This window comes from Streptomyces sp. R33 (assembly GCF_041200175.1).
Lineage (GTDB): Bacteria > Actinomycetota > Actinomycetes > Streptomycetales > Streptomycetaceae > Streptomyces > Streptomyces katrae_B.
Window position 1 is genome coordinate 3052363 of sequence record NZ_CP165727.1, and the last position, 19071, is coordinate 3071433.

The window sequence follows — 19071 nt, forward strand, 5'->3', positions numbered from 1 at the left end:
CGGGACGCACGGCGGCCCCGCACCGGAGACCGGTGCGGGGCCGCCGCCGTACGCAGGGTGCTGCTACTCGGAGACGCCCAGGCGCTCCAGGATGAGCTCCTTGACGCGGGCCGCGTCGGCCTGGCCGCGGGTCGTCTTCATGACCGCGCCGACCAGCGCGCCGACGGCGGCGATCTTGCCGCCGCGGATCTTGTCGGCGATGGCCGCGTTGCCCGCGATGGCCTCGTCCACGGCCGCGCCGAGCGCGCCCTCGTCCGAGACGACCTTCAGGCCGCGCTTCTCGACGACCTCGTCCGGGGTGCCCTCGCCGGCGAGGACGCCCTCGAGGACCTGGCGGGCCAGCTTGTCGTTCAGCTCGCCGGCCGCGACCAGGGCCGCGACGCGCGCGACCTGGGCCGGGGTGATCGGCAGCTCGTCGACGACGACGCCCTGCTCGTTGGCGTTGCGGGCCAGCTCGCCCATCCACCACTTGCGGGCCGCCGTCGAGTCGGCGCCGGCCTCGATGGTGGCGACGATGGAGTCCACCGCGCCCGCGTTGAGGATCGACTGCATGTCGTGCTCGTTCACGCCCCACTCCTCGCGGAGCCGGTTGCGGCGCACGCGCGGCATCTCGGGCAGACCGGCGCGCAGCTCCTCGACCCAGTCGCGGGCCGGGGCGACGGGGACCAGGTCGGGCTCCGGGAAGTACCGGTAGTCCTCGGCGTTGTCCTTGATGCGGCCGGCCGTGGTGGAGCCGTCCTCCTCGTGGAAGTGCCGGGTCTCCTGCACGATCGTGCCGCCGGACGAGAGCACCGCCGCGTGGCGCTGGATCTCGAAGCGGGCCGCGCGCTCGACGGAGCGCAGCGAGTTGACGTTCTTCGTCTCGCTGCGGGTGCCGAACTCGGACTCGGGGGTCGGGCGCAGCGACAGGTTCACGTCGCAGCGCATCTGGCCCTTGTCCATCCGGGCCTCGGAGACGCCGAGCGCCTTGATGACCTCGCGCAGCTCGGCCACGTACGCCTTGGCGACCTCGGGGGCCCGCTCGCCCGCGCCCTCGATCGGCTTGGTGACGATCTCGATGAGCGGGATGCCGGCGCGGTTGTAGTCCAGCAGGGAGTGGGACGCGCCGTGGATACGGCCGGTGGCACCGCCGACGTGCAGCGACTTGCCGGTGTCCTCCTCCATGTGGGCGCGCTCGATCTCCACGCGGAAGATCTCGCCGTCCTCCAGCTGCACGTCGAGGTAGCCGTTGAAGGCGATCGGCTCGTCGTACTGGGAGGTCTGGAAGTTCTTCGGCATGTCCGGATAGAAGTAGTTCTTCCGGGCGAAGCGGCACCATTCGGCGATCTCGCAGTTCAGCGCGAGGCCGATCTTGATGGCCGACTCGACGCCGATCGCGTTGACGACGGGCAGCGAGCCGGGCAGACCGAGGCAGGTGGGGCAGGTCTGCGAGTTGGGCTCGGCACCCAGCTCGGTCGAGCAGCCGCAGAACATCTTGGTCTTGGTGCCGAGCTCGACATGGACCTCGAGGCCCATGACGGGGTCGTACGACGCGAGGGCGTCCTCGTACGACAGCAGTTCGGTGACGGTCACAGTGAAACTTCCCTCTCAGCCCAGCAGAACGTCGTCGTCGCCGAGGCGCTTCAGCTCGCGGTACAGGATCGCGAGGCCGGTGACGATGGCGGCGGCGGACACAACGGCGTCGACCAGCTTCAGCATGTCGTTCTCGGTGCGGGCCTTGCGGGCCTGCTTGATCACGCTGATGGCACCGAACGCGGTGGTGCCGATCGACAGGTACGTACCGGACTTGGACTTCTTGAAGCCCTTGGCCTTGGACAGCGCACTCGAACTCACAGCGACGGAGCCTCCTCAAGCAGCGGGTGACCCCAGCGCTCGACGAAGGCTGCCTCCACGGCGGCGCCGACCTTGTACAGCCGGTCGTCCTTCATCGCCGGGGCGATGATCTGCAGCCCGACCGGCAGGCCGTCCTCCGGCGCCAGGCCGCACGGGAGCGACATGGCGGCGTTGCCGGCCAGGTTGGTCGGGATGGTGCACAGGTCCGCGAGGTACATCGCCAGCGGGTCGTCGGTGCGCTCACCGATCGCGAAGGCGGTGGTCGGGGTCGTCGGGGAGACGATCACGTCGACCTGCTCGAAGGACTTCTCGAAGTCCTTGGTGATGAGCGTGCGGACCTTCTGGGCGGAGCCGTAGTACGCGTCGTAGTAGCCGGAGCTCAGCGCGTACGTACCGAGGATGATGCGGCGCTTGACCTCGTCGCCGAAGCCGGCTTCGCGGGTGAGCGCGGTGACGTCCTCGGCGGACTTGGTGCCGTCGTCGCCGACGCGCAGGCCGTAGCGCATCGCGTCGAAGCGGGCCAGGTTCGAGGAGCACTCGGACGGCGCGATCAGGTAGTACGCGGCCATCGCGAGGTCGAAGGAGGGGCAGTCCAGCTCGACGATCTCGGCGCCCAGCTCCTTGAGGAGCTCGACGGACTCGTTGAAGCGCTGGACGACGCCGGCCTGGTAGCCCTCGCCGGCGAACTGCTTGACGACACCGATGCGCATGCCGGCGACCGAGCCGTTGCGGGCCGCCTCGACGACCGGCGGGACCGGGGCGTCGATGGAGGTGGAGTCCATCGGGTCGTGGCCGGCGATGACCTCGTGGAGGAGCGCCGCGTCCAGGACCGTACGGGCGCAGGGCCCGCCCTGGTCGAGGGAGGAGGAGAAGGCGACCATGCCGTAGCGGGAGACGCCGCCGTAGGTGGGCTTCACGCCGACCGTGCCCGTGACGGACGCGGGCTGGCGGATGGAGCCGCCGGTGTCCGTGCCGATCGCGAGGGGGGCCTGGAAGGCGGCCAGCGCGGCCGCGGAGCCGCCGCCGGAGCCGCCGGGGATGCGGGTGAGGTCCCAGGGGTTGCCGGTGGGGCCGTAGGCGCTGTTCTCGGTGGAGGACCCCATGGCGAACTCGTCCATGTTGGTCTTGCCGAGGATGACGACGTCGGCTTCCTTGAGCTTGCGCGTCAGGGTGGCGTCGTACGGCGGGATCCAGCCTTCGAGGATCTTCGAACCGACGGTGGTCGGGACCCCGACGGTGGTGAAGATGTCCTTGAGGGCGAGCGGGACGCCGGCCAGCGGGCCGAGCTTCTCGCCGCGCTCGCGCTTGGCGTCGACGGCGCGCGCCTGGGCGAGGGCGCCCTCGCGGTCGACGTGCAGGAAGGCGTGGACCTTCTCGTCGGTCGCGTCGATGCGGGCCAGGTGGGCCTCGGTGACCTCGACGGCCGTGAGCTCGCCGGAGGCGATCTTCTCGGCGGTCTCGGCGGCCGTGAGCTTGATGATCTGGTCAGTCATGGTTGTTAGTCCTCCCCCAGGATCTGCGGCACCTTGAAACGCTGCTGCTCCTGGGCGGGAGCGCCGGAAAGCGCCTGCTCGGGGGTGAGCGACGGTCGGACCTCGTCCGCGCGCATGACGTTCGTCAGCGGCAGCGGGTGGGAGGTCGGCGGGACGTCTTGGTCGGCGACCTCGGAAACGCGGGCGACCGCGCCGATGATGTCGTCGAGCTGTCCGGCGAAGTGGTCCAGCTCTTCGGCCTTGAGCTCCAGACGTGCCAGCCGAGCGAGGTGGGCAACCTCCTCGCGCGTGATGCCAGGCATGCAGCGATCCTCTGGGGGTGGTGAGTGTGTAGTTTCGTGCCCAATCCTATGGGGCCGGGCGCCGGACCCACGAAACCGTTTCCCACCAGAGGTCCCTGCGGGCCCGGCCCCGGCTGCCGCGCCGGCTACTGGGCCGGGGTTTCCGCGCGGGTCGGGGAGGCCGAGAGTTCCGCCGTGATGTCCGCCGGACGGCGCCAGCCGCGTTCGCCGCGGGCCAGGAGCCAGGCCGTGGCCTCCTGCGGGGGCATGGCGGCCGCGACCAGCCAGCCCTGGACGGCGTCGCAGCCCAGGTCGCGCAGGCGCTCCCAGGTCTCGTCGTCCTCGACGCCCTCGGCGACGACGAGCAGCCCCAGCGAGTGCGCCAGGTCCACCGTGCAGCGCACGATCTCCGCGTCCTGCGCGTCCACCGCGAGCCGCGCCACGAACGAGCGGTCGATCTTCAGCTCGCTGACCGGCAGCCGCCGCAGGTGCACCAGGGAGGAGTAGCCCGTGCCGAAGTCGTCGAGCGACATCTTGACGCCGTGGCCGGTCAGGCCCGCCATGGTGTCGGCCGCCCGCTGCGGGTCCTCCAGCAGGACGTGTTCCGTTATCTCCAGCTGGAGCCCGCTGGCCGGGACCCCGTGCCGGGCCAGCCGGGCCGCGACCGCGCCGGCGAAGCCGGGGGTGTGGACGTCGCGCGGCGAGACGTTGACGGCGACCGGGACCTTCAGTCCCTGCGCCCGCCACCGCGCCACCTGGGCGAGGGCCGTCTCGAGGACGTACTCGGTGAGGTGGGGCATGAGCCCCGAGGTCTCGGCGATCGCGATGAACTCGTCGGGCGAGACCCGGCCCCGCTCCGGATGCACCCAGCGCACCAGGGCTTCGAGCCCGGCCACCTGGCCGTCGAAGCGGACCTTGGGCTGGTAGTGGAGTTCCACTTCACCGGCGTCGAGGGCCCGCCGCAGATCGCCGAGGAGGCCGAGGCGGTCGGGAGTGTTGCTGTCCCGCTTGGACTCGTACACCTCCACGCCCGTACGGTCCCGCTTCGCCTGGTACATCGCGACGTCGGCGCGGCGCAGCAGCCCCTCCGCGTCCAGCGCGTGGTCGGGGAAGACGGCGAGGCCGGCGCTGGCCTCCAGGACGAGGGTCAGGCCGTCCAGATCGAGGGGCGAGCTGAGCTCGGCGACGAGGTGGCGGGCGACCCGCTGGGCGCTGGTGGTGGAGTCGGCGAGGGGCAGGAGCACGGCGAACTCGTCGCCGCCGAGGCGGGCGGCCTCGGCGTCCTCGGGCAGGGCCTGGCGGAGCCGGTCGGCGATCTGGAGGAGCAGCCGGTCGCCGGCGAGGTGGCCCAGCGTGTCGTTGACCGCGCGGAACCGGTCCAGGTCGATCAACACAAGAGCTGACCGGGTGCCCAAACGTTCAGCCTCGTCCAGAGCGGACCACGCCCGCTCCAGGAGCCACTGGCGGTTCGGCAGCCCGGTCAGCGGATCGCGCAGCTGTTCCTCGGCGCGCGCCCGGGCGATCCACAGGGTGGAGTCGAGGGCGATCAGCGGTACGGCGAACAGCGGCAGCAGCACCGGCTGCGTCACGGCGACCACGCAGATCAGCGGGGCGATGCCGAGCAGGGCGACGGCCACCAAGGCCTGCCGGAGCAGGGCCGTGCGGGCGACGGTGGGCAGGGCGCTGCCGCGCGGGGTCAGCGCGAGCCACAGCAGCACCTTGGTGACCAGCAGGTAGGCCAGGGCCACCAGGATGACTTCGGGTGCCGCCTCCAGCCCCCAGGCGGTGGGCCGCCACGGCGTCTCGACGGTCGGCGCCTCGCCGAACGCGGCGAGTAAGAGGGCCCCCGCGCCGATGCCGAGGATGTCGGTGGCGCCGTGCAGCAGCCCCTGGCGCCAGCGGTGCCGGCGGGCGGCCCCGACCAGGGAGACCACCGCGAGCGAGACGAGTCCCGCGGGCACCCACCCGTACAGGAGGAGCACGCCGAGGGTGAGGGCCGCGCCCGACCCGGTGCCGCCCCACCAGCGGTCGCGGCCCAGCGCGACCAGGTGGCCCACGATGATGCCGGTCAGCAGGGCGAGCGCCCAGCCGACCGGGCCGCCGGGGAACAGGGCATGACGGTCACTCAGCGCGGAGACGATGCCGACCGCCAGGACCACGGCGGACAGGCCCACGATGACGAAGGGCAGCACGGTGCGCTGCCCCGCTCCGCCCGGTCCCGCGCCGGTGTCGAGCGGGTGGGTGTCCGGCGTCCTGGAACCCAGGACACCGAGCCGGCCCGTCCGCATGGACGGGATCTCCCCGCCGACATCAGGTGACGGGTCGGCGCTTTCGGTGGGTTTCATGCCCGTCCCTCTCACAGCCGGCAATGCCGATGCCACGCGATGGCCCCCATGTCATGCCATCACGGCTGGAATCGCATCCCGCAGCCGTGCACGACAGGCGCACCCCTCAACAGTAGGACGCGAGAGGCTCCCAGGGGCAGCGGTCGGCGGCGGTTGCCCGAATGCGACCCAGCCATCCTCATCAGTACGGTATCCGCCGAACGGGTGAGTTTGGACCAGGACCCTCGGGTCACCCATCCGATGATCCGACAGGTCACCGCCCCGCGAACAGCCCTGTACCAGCCTTTTCCCGCCGGGCGTTGCGCCCGGCGTGCGCCCGCCCGTACGGCCGCACACCACGCATCCGTTCGCCGGCACCCGTTCCCGGGTACGCGTCCCGCCGTGTCGTTCAGGGGGTGTTACTCCGCTCCGGCGGCGTCCTCCACCGGGAGCGCCGCCTCGCGTGCCGCGTCGGGGCCCTGTTCGAGGAGCACCGCGAAGCCCGCGTCGTCGAGGACGGCCAGCTTCAGCTGCATCGCCTTGTCGTACTTGGAGCCCGGGTTCTCACCGACCACGACGAAGGAGGTCTTCTTCGAGACGGAGCCGGTCACCTTGGCGCCGCGGCGCTGCAGGGCCTCCTTCGCCCCGTCCCGCGTGTGGCTCTGCAAGGTGCCGGTGACGACGACGGTCAGGCCCTCCAGCGGCCGCGGGCCCTCCTCCTCGCCGGAACCTTCCTCCTCCATCCGGACCCCGGCCTCCCGCCACTTGCGCAGGATCTCCTGGTGCCAGTCGACGGCGAACCACTCCTTGACCGCCGCCGCGATGATCGGCCCGACGCCCTCGGTGGCGGCGAGCTCCTCCTCGGTGGCCTGCTCGATCCGCTCGACGGACCGGAACTCGCGGGCGAGGGTCTCCGCCGCGACGGGGCCCACGTGCCGGATGGAGAGGCCGTTGATGAAGCGGGCCAGTGGGCGGTCCTTGGCGGCCGCGATGTTCTCCAGCATGGCCAGGGCGTTCTTCTTCGGCTCGCCCTTCTGGTTGGCGAAGACCGTGACGATCTTCTCTTCACCGGTCTTCGGGTCACGCTTGGGCAGCCCGCTGTCGGCGTCCAGGACGTACGCCTTGATGGGGAGCAGCTGCTCGATGGTGAGGCCGAACAGATCGCCCTCGTCGAGCAGCGGCGGCTCGGCCGGCTCCAGCGGGTTGGTGAGCGCGGCCGCGGCCACCGCGCCGAAGTTCTCGATGTCCAGGCACTGGCGGCCCGCCAGGTAGAACAGCCGCTCGCGCAACTGGGCGGGGCACGTCTGCCCGTTGGGGCAACGGAGGTCGATGTCGCCCTCCTTCATCGGCCGCAGCGCCGTACCGCACTCGGGGCACTCGGCCGGCATGACGAACTCCCGCTCGGTGCCGTCACGCAGGTCCACCACGGGGCCGAGGATCTCGGGGATGACGTCGCCGGCCTTGCGCAGCACCACCGTGTCCCCGATGAGCACGCCCTTGGCCTTGACGACCTCCTGGTTGTGCAGCGTCGCGAACTCGACCTCCGAGCCGGCCACCGTCACCGGCTCCACCTGCGCGTACGGGGTCACCCGGCCGGTGCGGCCGACGCCGACCTTGATGTCGATCAGCTTGGTGTTGACCTCTTCGGGGGCGTACTTCCAGGCGATCGCCCAGCGCGGGGCGCGGGCCGTGGAGCCGAGGCGGCCCTGGAGCGGGATCTCGTCGAGCTTGACGACGACGCCGTCGATCTCGTGCTCCACCGAGTGCCGGTTCTCGCCGAAGTACGCGATGAAATCGCGGACCTCCGCGAGCGAGGTCACCGCCTTGTTGTGCCGGGCCGTGGGCAGGCCCCACTCGCTGAGCAGCTCGTACGCGTGGCTGAGCTTGTCGATCTCGAAGCCGGCGCGCGCGCCGATGCCGTGCACCACCATGTGCAGCGGCCGGGTGGCGGTGACCTTCGGGTCCTTCTGGCGCAGCGAACCGGCCGCCGCGTTGCGCGGGTTGGCGAAGGGCTTGTCGCCGGCCTCGACGAGCCGGGCGTTGAGCTCCTCGAACTTCTCCATCGGGAAGAAGACCTCGCCGCGGATCTCGACGAGCTCCGGGATCCGGTCGCCCTTGAGGCGGTCCGGGATGTCGGCGATGGTGCGGACGTTGGGCGTGACGTCCTCGCCGGTGCGGCCGTCGCCGCGGGTGGCGGCCCGGGTGAGGCGGCCCTTCTCGTAGGTGAGGTTGACGGCGAGGCCGTCCACCTTGAGCTCGCACAGGTAGTGGAAATCGGGGGTGTTGACGTCCCGGGCCACCCGCTCGGCCCAGGCCGCCAACTCCTCGTCGTCGAAGGCGTTGTCGAGGGAGAGCATGCGCTCGCGGTGCTCGACGGACGCGAAGTCCGTCTGGTACGCCCCGGCCACCTTCTGGGTGGGCGAATCGGGGGTGCGCAGCTCCGGGTACTGCTCCTCCAGCGCCTCCAGCGAGCGCAGCAGCTTGTCGAACTCGGCGTCGCTGACGACCGGCTGGTCGTTCACGTAGTACCGGAAGCGGTGCTCCTCGACCTGCTCGGCCAGCAGCGCGTGCTGCTCGCGCACCGCCGCAGGTGCGGCCGTGCCGTCGCCGGCCTGCTTCTGTTCGGCTGCCATGCCGTGTCCTCCCGTGGCCCGTCTCTTTACGTCACTCAGGGTTGTCGGCGAGCGACCTCGCCGCCCTGACGCAGTGCGCCTGCACCGCGCGGGCGTAGGCGGGCGAGGCGCCCGCCAGACCGCACGACGGGGTGACCACGACGGACTCCGCCAGAGTCCCCGGGGCCAGCCCCAGCCTGCGCCAAAGCTTCCTGACACCCATGACGCTACCGGCAGGGTCCGACAACGGGGCGTCGGTGCCCGGCACCACTCCGGCGAAGAGTTTCGTGCCGGCTTCGACGGCCTCGCCGATGGCGTCGTCCTCGCGCTCGGTGAGCAAGGAGAAATCGAACGACACGCCCGTGGCGCCGGCCCGCCGGAGCAGCCCGAAGGGCACCTCGGGTGCGCAGGAGTGGACGACGACCTCTCCGTCGTGGACGGCGAACAGCTCGCGCAGGGTGCCCTCGACGACCTGGCGGTCCACGGCCCGGTACGTGCGGTACTTGCTGGCGGACCGCACGCGTCCCAGCAGCACCGCGGTCAGGGACGGCTCGTCGAGCTGGAGCACGATCTCGGCGCCGGGGATGCGCTTGCGTACGTCCGCCAGGTGGTCGCGCAGGCCTTCGGTGAGGGATCCGGCCAGGTCGCGGCAGGCGCCGGCGTCCTGGAGCACGGCCTCGCCGCCGTGCAGTTCCAGGGCGGTGGCGAGGGTCCACGGCCCGACGGCCTGGACCTTGAGCTTGCCCGTGTACCCCTGGGTGAACTCCTCGAGCGCGTCCAGGTCCTCCCCCAGCCAGGAGCGGGCCCGCTTCGAGTCCCGTCCCGGGCGGTCGCTGATCCGCCAGCCGCTGGGCTCGACGTGGGCGTACATGTCGACGAGGAGCCCGAGGGAGCGGCCGATCATGTCCGCGCCGGGCCCGCGGGCGGGCAGCTCGGGGAGGTACGGGAAGTCCTCGAAGGATCCGGTGGCGGTCCTGGCGGCCTCGCGGGCGTCGCCGCCGGGGAGGGAACCGACGCCGGTGGCGCCGGCGGTCATCGGCCGGGCCTGACGCTCAGGTCGTTGACCTCGGCGTCGCGGGGCAGGTCGACGGCCATCAGGATCGTGGTGGCCACGGACTCGGGGTCGATCCAGTCGGCGGGGTCGTACTCCTTGCCCTCCTGGGAGTGCACCTTGGCCTGCATCGCGGTCGCGGTGCGGCCGGGGTAGACGGAGGTGACCCGGATGCCGTTCGGCTTCTCCTCGGCGCGCAGCGAGTCGGCGAGCGCCTTCAGCCCGTGCTTGGAGGCGGCGTACGCGCTCCAGTCGGCGTGGGCGGTCAGTCCGGCGCCGGAGTTCACGAAGACCACGGTGGCGCGGGAGGCCCGCAGGGTGGGCAGCAGCAGCCGGGTGACCTCGGCGGGGGCGATCAGGTTCACGTTGAGCTGCTGGTGCCAGGTCTTGGGGCGCAGCTCGCCGACGGGACCGAGGTCGACGATCCCGGCGATGTGCAGGAGGGAATCGATCCGCTCCGGGATCGCCTGCTTGGAGAAGGCCCACGACAGCCGGTCGGGGTCGGCGAGGTCCCCGACGAGGGCGCGGGAGCCGGGGTAGCGCTCGACGAGCTGCTTGCCGCGTGCGGCGTCGCGGGCGAGCAGGACGAGGTCGTCGCCGCGTGCGTGCAGCCGGGCGGCGACGGCGGCGCCGATGCCCGCACCGGCACCGGTGATCAGGTGAGTAGCCATACGCCCCATGCTCGCACCCCCGGCGCGCTGATCCGGGCCCCGGTCGCAGGCCGCCGCGGGTGACGGCGGGGCGAGGCCCGGGCCGACGATCACGTGCGGGTGCGCCGCGACGGGCCGGGCCCGTGCGTCGGCCCGCGGCCCGGTCCGACGCTCCCCGGGAGCCCCAGAGCACGCACACCGCCGGTTGCCCCTCAGAGACCGGCTTCGGAGCGCAGGCGGGCCGCCGTCTTCGTGGCGTCGTAGCCGGGCGGGACGCCGTCGACCAGGATGACCTCGCCCGGGATGTGGTCCGTGCGGAGGGGGAGGATGGCCTGGTAGGCGGCGGAGGCATACCAGGCGCGGGCGCGCTCCATGTCGGGGAAGGCGACCACGACGACCGTGCCGGGGAAGGGGCCCTCCAGGACCTCGACCTCCCTGCCGTGGACGAGGAAGCGGCCCTCGAAGGGGTCCATCGTCGACTGGATCTCCTCGATGTAGTGGAGGATCTCCTCGTTCATCGTCCCGGGCCGGATGTGGGCGATGGCGTAAGCGGTCATGGTCGTGGCCTCCGCACTCTCAAGTGGCTTACCGGATCGGATTGTTGATCCGATCCTGTCAAGCCGCGGAGCCGAAGGCCATGACCTCCGGGGTCATGCCGCCGCGGCCGCCGGGCTGCCGGGCCGGTACGTCCGGCGGTAGGCGATCGGCGAGATGCCGAGGGCCGTCCGCATGTGCTGGCGCAGCGAGTTGGCGGAGCCGAAGCCCGCCCGGTGCGCGACCAGGTCGACCGGCAGGTCGCTGGACTCCAGCAACTGGCGGGCGACTTCGAGGCGTTGGACGGTGAGCCACTGCACCGGGGTCATGCCGACCTCGTCGCGGAACCGCCGGGTGAACGTCCGCAGGCTCATCCGGGCGTGGGCGGCCAGCTCGGCCAGCGTGACCGGCTCGGCGAGCCGCTCGAGGGCCCAGGCGCGGGTGGCGGTGGTGGTGGCCACGGTGGGTTCGGGGACGGGCCGGTCGATGTACTGGGCCTGCCCGCCGTCGCGCCACGGCGGTACGACGCACAGCCGCGCGGCGCGGTTGGCGGCGGCGGTGCCGTGGTCGGCGCGGATCAGGTAGAGGCAGAGGTCGATGCCGGCGGCCACTCCGGCCGAGGTCAGGATGTCGCCGTCGTCGACGAAGAGCACGTCCTCGTCGAGCAGGACGCGCGGGAAGGCCCGCTGGAACTCCGGCGCGTGAGCCCAGTGCGTGGTGGCGCGCCGGCCGTCGAGCAGCCCGGCGGCGGCGAGCACCTCGGAGCCGGTGCAGATGGACACGATGCGGGTGCCGGGCCGGATGCCGGCGAGAGCGTCGACCAGGGCCGGCGGCAGGGGCTCGGCGCGCAGGAGGCCGGGCATGGCGTGGGTGGGCGGGACGATCACGGTGTCGGCCGCGGCGAGCGCCTCGGGGCCGGCGGTGACGCCGATGGTGAAGCCCGCGTCGCTGGTCACGGGCAGGCCGTCGGCGGTGCAGACGGTGACCTCGTACAGCGCGCCGCCGTCCTCCGCGTGGGCGTTGCCGAACACCCGCGACGGCATTCCGAGCTCGAAAGGGGCGACGCCTTCGAGGGCGAGTACGGCGATTCGATGCAAACCGGTCATGGCCAGATCCTGTCACATGGTGGCCGTACGGCCAACACCACACGGGGCCGGGTGCGGCCAAGCTGATGTCACGGCCGGGAAAACCGGCACGGAGCACCCCGAGCAACACCAAGATCTACCGAGGAGACAGTCATGCGTGCCGTCGTCGTCAGCCAGTGGGGCGGACCCGAGGTTCTCACCGAGGTCGAGATGGACCGGCCCGAGCCGGGCCTGAACGAGATCCTCGTACGGGTCCACGCGGCCGGCGTGAACCCGGTGGACTGGAAGACCCGGGCCAGCGGCGGCCTCATCGCCTGGGGCGAGGTCCCGATGGTCGGCTGGGACGTCTCGGGCACCGTCGAGGCGGTCGGTCCGGGCGTGACGCTGTACCGCGCGGGCGACGAGGTGTACGGCATGCCGAACTTCCCGCGCCAGGCGGGCGGCTACGCCGAGTACGTGGTCGCCCCGGCGCGGCACTTCGCCCGCAAGCCGGCCTCCCTGGACCACGTGCAGGCGGCGGCCCTGCCGCTGGCGGCGCTGACCGCCTGGCAGGCCCTGGTGGACACGGCCGGTGTCACGGCCGGGCAGCGGGTGCTGGTCCACGCGGCGGCCGGCGGAGTCGGCCACCTGGCGGTGCAGATCGCCAAGGCGCGCGGCGCGTACGTGATCGGCACGGCCAGCGCGGCCAAGCACGACCTGCTGCGCGAGCTGGGCGCCGACGAGGTGCTCGACTACCGCACCACGGACTTCGAGGACGCCGTCTCGGACGTGGACGTCGTGATCGACGCGGTGGGCGGCGACTACGGCCGGCGCTCGCTGAAGGTCCTGAAGCCCGGCGGCCACCTGGTGACCCTGCCCGGCCCGGACGGGCTCCCGGCCGACCCGCAGGGCGTGCACGCCGCCTGGGTCCTCGTCGAGCCGGACCTCAAGGGCCTGCAGGAGATCGCGGCCCTCGCCGACCAGGGCCTGCTGAAGCCGCTGGTCGACACGGTCCTGCCGCTGGAGCAGGCCGCGAAGGCCCACGAGATCGGCGAGCTGGGCCGGACCACCGGGAAGATCGTCCTCACGGTCGGCTAGACGGCATTGCGAGTCCGGTGGCCCCGCCCACGGGGCGGGGCCTCACACGGACGCGGCCGTGGCCCGGGTGGTCGTCGCGATGGTGGCGGAACCGACCACGCGGGTGCCGTCGTAGAGCACGATCGCCTGGCCGGGGGCCACGCCGCGGACCGGCTCCGTGAAGCGGACCTGCAGCTCGCCGTCCACCATCTCCGCGAAGACCTCGGTCTCGCCGCCGTGGGCGCGCAGCTGCGCGGTGTACGTCCCCGGGGCCGCGGCCGTGGAGCCGCACCAGCGGGGGCGGATCGCGGTCAGGGCGCTGACGTCGAGGGCCTCGGCGGGGCCGACGGTGACGGTGTTGTTCACCGGCGAGATGTCGAGGACGTAGCGCGGCTTGCCGTCGGGGGCGGGATGGCCGATCCGCAGGCCCTTGCGCTGGCCGATGGTGAAGCCGAAGGCGCCGTCGTGGGTGCCGACCTTCTCGCCCGTCGCCTCGTCGACGATGTCGCCCTCGGCCTTGCCGAGGCGGTTCGCGAGGAAGCCCTGGGTGTCGCCGTCGGCGATGAAGCAGATGTCGTGGCTGTCGGGCTTCTTCGCGACGGCCAGGCCGCGCTCCTCCGCCTCCGCCCGGATCTCGTCCTTCGTCGTGACGGTGTCGCCGAGCGGGAAGAGCGCGTGGGCGAGCTGCTTCTCGTCGAGGACGCCGAGGACGTACGACTGGTCCTTGGCCATGTCGGAGGCGCGGTGCAGCTCGCGGGAGCCGTCCTCGTGCACCACGACGGTGGCGTAGTGGCCGGTGCAGACGGCGTCGAAGCCGAGGGCGAGGGCCTTGTCGAGCAGCGCCGCGAACTTGATCTTCTCGTTGCAGCGCAGGCAGGGGTTCGGGGTGCGCCCGGCCTCGTACTCGGAGATGAAGTCCTCGACCACGTCCTCGCGGAAACGCTCGGCCAGGTCCCAGACGTAGAACGGGATGCCGATGACGTCGGCGGCGCGGCGGGCGTCGCGGGAGTCCTCGATGGTGCAGCAGCCGCGGGCTCCGGTCCGGAAGGACTGCGGGTTCGCGGAGAGCGCGAGGTGGACGCCGGTCACGTCGTGCCCGGCTTCGACCGCGCGGGCGGCGGCGACGGCGGAGTCCACGCCGCCGGACATGGCGGCCAGGACGCGGAGGGGGCGGGCGGTGCGCGGCAGGTTCTCAGTCATAGCACCGTCCAGAGTACGGGGGAACCGCCCGGGGTCACAGCGCGTTATCAGGTGCAGGGGGTGGATCACATGGGGAGCAAGGTCGAAGCCGCACCGAAGGCGCCGCGCAGGACCCGCCGGGCGGTGCTGTTCGGGGGGCTCGGGGTCTTCACGGTGGCGGCGATCGCCGGGCAGGACGAGCTGCGGCGCGCCTGGTGGCTGCTGCCGGGGGTGGGCAAGCCCCGCAAGGAGGGCGAGGTGGACCACGCGGGCGTGGGCTGGACGTCGGCCTCCCCGGCGAACTGGCGGATGGCGGACCGGCCCGAGGACTACCGGGTGGACCGGATCGTCGTGCATGTCACGCAGGGCAGCTTCGCGTCCTCGGTGGACGCCTTCAAGAACCCGTTCCACCAGGCGTCGGCGCACTACATAGTCGGCCAGGACGGCCGCATCGAGCAGATGGTGCGCGAGATGGACGTCGCCTTCCACTCGGGCAACCGCGCGATGAACGAGCGCAGCGTGGGCATCGAGCACGAGGGCTTCGTGGACCGGCCGCAGGACTTCACGGAGGCGATGTACGCGGCCTCGGCCCGGCTGGCCGCCGACATATGCCGCAGATACCGCATACCGGTGGACCGTACGCACATGGTGGCCCACTCCGAGGTCCAGGGCACCGACCACACGGACCCGGGCCGCCACTGGGACTGGGACCGGTACCTGGGCCTGGTCCGCTCGGAGCTGGCGGCGGCCCCCGCCCAGGCCTCGGGCTGACGGGCTGCGGTCTAGCTGAGGCCTGCCGTACGGGCGCGCTCGACCGCCGGGCCGATGGCGGCGGCGACGGCCGCGACGTCCTCCTTGGTGGAGGTGTGGCCGAGGGAGAAGCGCAAGGTCCCGCGGGCCAGCTGCGGATCCGTGCCGGTGGCCAGCAGGACGTGGCTGGGCTGGGCCACGCCTGCGGTGCAGGCGGAGCCGGTGGAGCACTCGATGCCCTGGGCGTCCAGCAGGAGCAGCAGGGAGTCGCCCTCACAGCCGGGGAAGCTGAAGTGCGCGTTGGCCGGGAGCCGGTCGTCCGGGTCCCCGCCGAGGACGGCGTCGGGCACCTCCCGGAGCACGGCGGCGACCAGTTCGTCGCGCAGTGCGCCGATCTCGGCGGCGAACCGCTCCCGCCGCTCGGCGGCGATCACGGCGGCCACCGCGAAGGCGGCGACGGCGGGCACGTCGAGGGTCCCGGAGCGCACGTGCCGCTCCTGGCCGCCGCCGTGCAGGACGGGTACGGGGCTCTGGTCGCGGCCGAGCAGCAGCGCGCCGATGCCGTACGGACCGCCGACCTTGTGTCCGCTGACGGTCATCGCGGCGAGGCCGCTGTCGCCGAAGCGGACGTCGAGCTGACCGAAGGCCTGGACGGCGTCGGAGTGCAGGGGGATCGCGAACTCGCGGGCGACGGCGGCCAGTTCGCGGACCGGCATGACGGTGCCGATCTCGTTGTTGGCCCACATGACGGTGGCCAGGGCCACGTCGTCGGGGTTGCGCGCGATGGCTTCCCGGAGGGCCTCGGGGTGCACGCGGCCGTAGCGGTCGACGGGGAGGTACTCGACCTGGGCGCCCTCGTGCTCGCCGAGCCAGTGGACGGCGTCGAGGACGGCGTGGTGCTCGACGGGGCTGGCGAGCACCCGTGTCCGGGCGGGGTCCTGGTCGCGCCGGGCCCAGTAGAGGCCCTTGACGGCGAGGTTGTCGGCCTCCGTGCCGCCCGCGGTGAAGACCACCTCGCTCGGGCGGGCGCCGAGTGCCTCGGCGAGGGCCTCGCGGGCCTCCTCGACGGTACGGCGGGCGCGGCGGCCGGCGGCGTGGAGGGAGGACGCGTTACCCGTGGCGGCGAACTGCGCGGTCATCGCCGCAGCGGCCTCCGGGAGCATCGGAGTGGTGGCGGCGTGGTCGAGGTAGGCCATGATCCCCCGATTCTACGAGTCCGCTCCACGGGGCCGGACCCCGCGGGGCCCCCGCCCTGCCGCCAGGCCCCACCCGGCAGCCGCCGGCCGGCCCGGGCGGGCTCACGCGGCGCTCGGCCCGGACCCCGCTCGGGCCTCTGCCCCCGAACGGCCACCCCTCAAACCCGCCGCGGCCGAACCCGGCCCGTCCCGGCCGGAACTGCCCGCGCCCCGAAGGGTCAGCGGGGGGCGCGGGCCAGCTGGCGCGACTGCGCGACGAGGCGGTCCTCGGAGTCCCAGACCTCGGCGTCCTCCTCCAGGAAGCCCCCGGCCAGGTTCCGGGTCGTGATGGAGATCCGCAGCGGGCCCGGGGCCGGGCGGTGGCGGATGTGGGTGGTGAGCTCGATGGTCGGGCTCCAGCCCATCAGGCCCAGGTCGAAGCAGGTCGGCGGCAGCGCGTCCACCGCGAGCAGCATCGAGAGCGGGTCCGCGTCGCGGCCGTCGGCCAGCTCGAACCAGGCCCGCATCTCGCCCTTCCCCGACGGCGCGCCGAGCGCCCAGCCCGCCGTCGCCGGGTCCAGCCGCAGCCGGAGCCGGTCCACGATCGCGTTGCTGCCGGGGATCGGGGCCGGGCCGGCCTCGGGGCCGAGGCAGTCCGCGTAGGGCGGGATCACCGGCGGCACGGCCGTGGTGCGGACGTCGTCCGGGAGGGAGGCGAGGTCGCCGTACGAGGCGACGACCCGGATCCGCTCGATCTCGGCGCCGTTCTCGTCGTACTGGAAGAGGGAGGCCTGGCCGGTGGAGAGGGTGCGCCCCACCCGCACGACCTCGGTGCGGATCACCGCGGGGCCGGGAACCGACGAGGTCAGGTAGTGGGCGGAGACGGTGAAGGGGTCCGGGTGCGGCAGGGCCGCCGACAGCGCCCGGCCGACCAGGGCCAGCAGATAGCCGCCGTTGACGGCGGTGATGATCGTCCATCCGGCGGAGAGCTCCGCGTCGTACACACCGGGCTCGCCCGCGCGGGCGGTGACGGTGGTGTCGCGGTCGAACTCGCTGTCGCCGATGGTTGCCTGGGCCGCTGCGTATGCCATGAATACGACCCTACAACGCCAAGCTACTAAGCGGTAGCTTTCCATTTGCTACATGCTGGTTACGGCTCTTCGGCCACCGAGGAGCGTCGGTTCCAGGCCAGCGGGGCCCGCCAGTGGTAGCGCATGGCGAGGAGCCGGAGCACGAAGGTGGTGACGATCGCGAGGGCGGTCGTCACGGCGTTCAGGACGTCGAAGGCGATGAAGACCGCCACCATCGTGGCGCCGACGGTGGCCGGCACGGCGTACATCTCGCGGTCGCGCAGCAGCCGGGGCACCTCGCCCGCGAGGACGTCGCGCAGGACGCCGCCGCCGACGGCCGTGGCCAGGCCGAGCGCCGCGGACGCGGTGAGTCCGAGCCCGAACTCGTAGGCCTTGGTGGTGCCGGTCACGCAGAACAGGCCGAGGCCGGCTGCGTCGAAGACGTTGATGGCGGCGTTGATCCGCTGGACCTCGGGGTGAAGGAAGAAGACGAGCGCGGCGGCGATCAGCGGGGTGACGAAGAAGCTGAGCTCGCCGAAGGCGGCCGGCGGGACGGCGCCGATGACGAGGTCGCGGAAGAGGCCGCCGCCGAGGGCGGTGACCAGCGCGAGGACGCAGATGCCGAAGACGTCGAAGTTCTTGCGTACGGCGAGCAGGGCGCCTGCGGTGGCGAAGACGAAGATGCCGGCGAGGTCCAGGGCATGCTGGATCCCGGGCGGGAAGAGATCGTGGAGCACTGCCCCATTGTGCAGCTCGCCCGGCCGGCGGATCGACGGGGCGGGTCCGCCACCACGGCCCGGGGCTGCCGCCCCCGCCGTACCGCCCCGCCGCACCGGCGCCGGACAAGCCGGTGTCCCGGGCTCCGACCGCTACGCGGAGCCCGGGACACCGGACGACGTGGGCCCGGTTACTCCGAGACCGTCACCACCGCCTCCGCCGCACCCGGCAGGACCGGGTCGCCCGGCGCCTGGTCGGCGGCGTTCTCCGGGTGGTGGCAGGCCACCTGGTGGCCCGTGGCCAGCGTCAGCATCGGCGGTTCCTGCGTCGTGCAGATCTGCGTGGCCTTCCAGCACCGCGTGTGGAAGCGGCAGCCGGAGGGCGGCGAGATCGGCGAGGGCACGTCGCCCTTGAGCAGGATGCGCCCGCTCTTCGCACCGCGCCGGCGCGGGTCCGGCACCGGCACGGCCGACAGCAGCGCCTTGGTGTACGGGTGCATCGGGTTCTCGTACAGCGACTTGCGGTCGGTCAGCTCCACGATCTTGCCGAGGTACATCACCGCGATGCGGTCCGACACGTGCCGGATGACCGACAGGTCGTGCGCGATGATCACGTACGTGAGGCCGAGCTCCTCCTGGAGGTCGTCCAGCAGGTTGACCACCTGGGCCTGGATCGACACGTCCAGCGCCGAGACCGGCTCGTCGGCGACGACCAGCTTCGGCTTCAGGGCCAGCGCGCGGGCGATGCCGATGCGCTGGCGCTGACCGCCCGAGAACTCGTGCGGGTAGCGGTTGTAGTGCTCCGGGTTGAGGCCCACCAGGGACAGCAGGCGCTGCACCTCCGCCTTCAGGCCGCCCTCCGGCTGCACGCCCTGCAGCTTGAACGGCGCGCTGACGATCGTGCCGACCGTGTGCCGCGGGTTCAGCGAGCCGTACGGGTCCTGGAAGATCATCTGTACGTCGCGGCGCATCGGACGCATCGCGGAGACTCCGAGGTGCGTGATGTCGCGCCCCTCGAACTCGACCGTGCCGCCCGTCGGCTCCAGCAGGCGCGTGATCAGCCGGCCCATCGTCGACTTGCCGCAGCCGGACTCGCCGACGACGCCGAGCGTCTCACCGCGCCGGACGTCGAAGTCGATGCCGTCCACGGCCTTGACGGCCCCGACCTGCCGGCGCAGCAGCCCCTTGTTGATGGGGAAGTGCTTGACCAGGCCGGTCACCTTCAGCAGCGGTTCCTCGGAGGCGTCCGCCGTCTTCTTCAT

At 72.5% G+C, this 19071-nt stretch carries 17 protein-coding genes; 2 read left to right on the forward strand and 15 right to left on the reverse strand.

What is annotated here, in order from left to right:
• Positions 1-63: 63 nt before the first annotated feature.
• The 10 genes from gatB to AB5J51_RS13750 form a co-directional block, all read right to left on the reverse strand.
• Complete coding sequence (gene gatB, locus AB5J51_RS13705; RefSeq protein WP_053789051.1) at positions 64-1572, reverse strand: Asp-tRNA(Asn)/Glu-tRNA(Gln) amidotransferase subunit GatB; 1509 nt, start codon at positions 1570-1572, stop codon at positions 64-66.
• A 15-nt stretch (positions 1573-1587) separates the two neighbouring features.
• Positions 1588-1833: a hypothetical protein gene (locus AB5J51_RS13710; protein WP_053789052.1), complete on the reverse strand. Its 246-nt coding sequence runs from the start codon at positions 1831-1833 to the stop codon at positions 1588-1590.
• Positions 1830-3326: an Asp-tRNA(Asn)/Glu-tRNA(Gln) amidotransferase subunit GatA gene (gene gatA, locus AB5J51_RS13715; RefSeq protein ID WP_030295078.1), complete on the reverse strand. Its 1497-nt coding sequence runs from the start codon at positions 3324-3326 to the stop codon at positions 1830-1832. The genes AB5J51_RS13710 and gatA overlap by 4 nt, the downstream gene beginning before the upstream one ends.
• 5 nt (positions 3327-3331) lie before the next feature.
• Positions 3332-3628 (reverse strand): Asp-tRNA(Asn)/Glu-tRNA(Gln) amidotransferase subunit GatC, encoded by a 297-nt coding sequence (gatC, locus tag AB5J51_RS13720; protein WP_010984178.1) that lies wholly within the window; start codon positions 3626-3628, stop codon positions 3332-3334.
• Between the two features lie 125 nt (positions 3629-3753).
• Positions 3754-5952, reverse strand: coding sequence for a putative bifunctional diguanylate cyclase/phosphodiesterase (locus AB5J51_RS13725; protein ID WP_369777795.1), 2199 nt, complete (start codon positions 5950-5952; stop codon positions 3754-3756).
• A gap of 398 nt (positions 5953-6350) precedes the next feature.
• On the reverse strand, positions 6351-8564 hold the full coding sequence (ligA, locus tag AB5J51_RS13730; RefSeq protein WP_369777796.1) for an NAD-dependent DNA ligase LigA: 2214 nt from the start codon (positions 8562-8564) through the stop codon (positions 6351-6353).
• Positions 8565-8595: 31 nt separating this feature from the next.
• Positions 8596-9579, reverse strand: a complete 984-nt coding sequence (locus tag AB5J51_RS13735; RefSeq protein ID WP_136226171.1) for a methionine synthase — start codon at positions 9577-9579, stop codon at positions 8596-8598.
• On the reverse strand, positions 9576-10265 hold the full coding sequence (locus AB5J51_RS13740) for an SDR family oxidoreductase (RefSeq protein WP_053789056.1): 690 nt from the start codon (positions 10263-10265) through the stop codon (positions 9576-9578). The genes AB5J51_RS13735 and AB5J51_RS13740 overlap by 4 nt, the downstream gene beginning before the upstream one ends.
• A 191-nt stretch (positions 10266-10456) precedes the next feature.
• Positions 10457-10801, reverse strand: a complete 345-nt coding sequence (locus tag AB5J51_RS13745) for a DUF1330 domain-containing protein (protein ID WP_369777797.1) — start codon at positions 10799-10801, stop codon at positions 10457-10459.
• A 93-nt stretch (positions 10802-10894) separates the two neighbouring features.
• The gene (locus AB5J51_RS13750; RefSeq protein WP_053789058.1) at positions 10895-11884 is read right to left on the reverse strand and encodes a GlxA family transcriptional regulator; all 990 of its coding nucleotides are present in this window, start codon (positions 11882-11884) and stop codon (positions 10895-10897) included.
• Positions 11885-12016: 132 nt separating this feature from the next.
• Between AB5J51_RS13750 and AB5J51_RS13755 the strand changes: the two genes are divergently transcribed.
• On the forward strand, positions 12017-12940 hold the full coding sequence (locus AB5J51_RS13755; RefSeq protein WP_053789059.1) for an NADP-dependent oxidoreductase: 924 nt from the start codon (positions 12017-12019) through the stop codon (positions 12938-12940).
• 42 nt (positions 12941-12982) lie between these two features.
• Here the strand turns inward: AB5J51_RS13755 and mnmA are convergent, their stop codons facing one another.
• A complete protein-coding gene (gene mnmA, locus AB5J51_RS13760) occupies positions 12983-14119 on the reverse strand; it encodes a tRNA 2-thiouridine(34) synthase MnmA (RefSeq protein ID WP_133896815.1) in 1137 nt (378 codons plus the stop codon).
• Positions 14120-14188: 69 nt separating this feature from the next.
• Between mnmA and AB5J51_RS13765 the strand changes: the two genes are divergently transcribed.
• A complete protein-coding gene (locus tag AB5J51_RS13765; protein WP_133896816.1) occupies positions 14189-14869 on the forward strand; it encodes an N-acetylmuramoyl-L-alanine amidase in 681 nt (226 codons plus the stop codon).
• 11 nt (positions 14870-14880) lie between these two features.
• Here AB5J51_RS13765 and AB5J51_RS13770 read toward each other — a convergent pair whose 3' ends face one another.
• The 4 genes from AB5J51_RS13770 to AB5J51_RS13785 all read right to left on the reverse strand — a co-directional run bounded on the left by AB5J51_RS13770 (position 14881) and on the right by AB5J51_RS13785 (position 19071).
• The gene (locus AB5J51_RS13770) at positions 14881-16044 is read right to left on the reverse strand and encodes a cysteine desulfurase family protein (RefSeq protein ID WP_136226170.1); all 1164 of its coding nucleotides are present in this window, start codon (positions 16042-16044) and stop codon (positions 14881-14883) included.
• A 218-nt stretch (positions 16045-16262) separates the two neighbouring features.
• On the reverse strand, positions 16263-17114 hold the full coding sequence (locus tag AB5J51_RS13775; RefSeq protein ID WP_030295099.1) for a thioesterase family protein: 852 nt from the start codon (positions 17112-17114) through the stop codon (positions 16263-16265).
• A 59-nt stretch (positions 17115-17173) separates the two neighbouring features.
• A complete protein-coding gene (locus AB5J51_RS13780) occupies positions 17174-17830 on the reverse strand; it encodes a trimeric intracellular cation channel family protein (protein WP_053784774.1) in 657 nt (218 codons plus the stop codon).
• Between the two features lie 170 nt (positions 17831-18000).
• Positions 18001-19071, reverse strand: a complete 1071-nt coding sequence (locus AB5J51_RS13785; protein WP_053784813.1) for an ABC transporter ATP-binding protein — start codon at positions 19069-19071, stop codon at positions 18001-18003.

Bases quoted from the DNA above. Each gene is read 5' to 3' on its own strand.
- AB5J51_RS13745 (WP_369777797.1), bottom strand. From the start codon at position 10,801: ATGACCGCTTACGCCATCGCCCACATCCGGCCCGGGACGATGAACGAG.
- AB5J51_RS13740 (WP_053789056.1), bottom strand. From the start codon at position 10,265: ATGGCTACTCACCTGATCACCGGTGCCGGTGCGGGCATCGGCGCCGCC.
- AB5J51_RS13750 (WP_053789058.1), bottom strand. From the start codon at position 11,884: ATGACCGGTTTGCATCGAATCGCCGTACTCGCCCTCGAAGGCGTCGCC.
- AB5J51_RS13785 (WP_053784813.1), bottom strand. From the start codon at position 19,071: ATGAAGAAGACGGCGGACGCCTCCGAGGAACCGCTGCTGAAGGTGACC.
- gatA (WP_030295078.1), bottom strand. From the start codon at position 3,326: ATGACTGACCAGATCATCAAGCTCACGGCCGCCGAGACCGCCGAGAAG.
- mnmA (WP_133896815.1), bottom strand. From the start codon at position 14,119: ATGACTGAGAACCTGCCGCGCACCGCCCGCCCCCTCCGCGTCCTGGCC.
- AB5J51_RS13765 (WP_133896816.1), top strand. From the start codon at position 14,189: ATGGGGAGCAAGGTCGAAGCCGCACCGAAGGCGCCGCGCAGGACCCGC.
- gatC (WP_010984178.1), bottom strand. From the start codon at position 3,628: ATGCCTGGCATCACGCGCGAGGAGGTTGCCCACCTCGCTCGGCTGGCA.
- ligA (WP_369777796.1), bottom strand. From the start codon at position 8,564: ATGGCAGCCGAACAGAAGCAGGCCGGCGACGGCACGGCCGCACCTGCG.
- AB5J51_RS13725 (WP_369777795.1), bottom strand. From the start codon at position 5,952: ATGAAACCCACCGAAAGCGCCGACCCGTCACCTGATGTCGGCGGGGAG.
- AB5J51_RS13735 (WP_136226171.1), bottom strand. From the start codon at position 9,579: ATGACCGCCGGCGCCACCGGCGTCGGTTCCCTCCCCGGCGGCGACGCC.
- AB5J51_RS13770 (WP_136226170.1), bottom strand. From the start codon at position 16,044: ATGGCCTACCTCGACCACGCCGCCACCACTCCGATGCTCCCGGAGGCC.
- AB5J51_RS13775 (WP_030295099.1), bottom strand. From the start codon at position 17,114: ATGGCATACGCAGCGGCCCAGGCAACCATCGGCGACAGCGAGTTCGAC.
- AB5J51_RS13755 (WP_053789059.1), top strand. From the start codon at position 12,017: ATGCGTGCCGTCGTCGTCAGCCAGTGGGGCGGACCCGAGGTTCTCACC.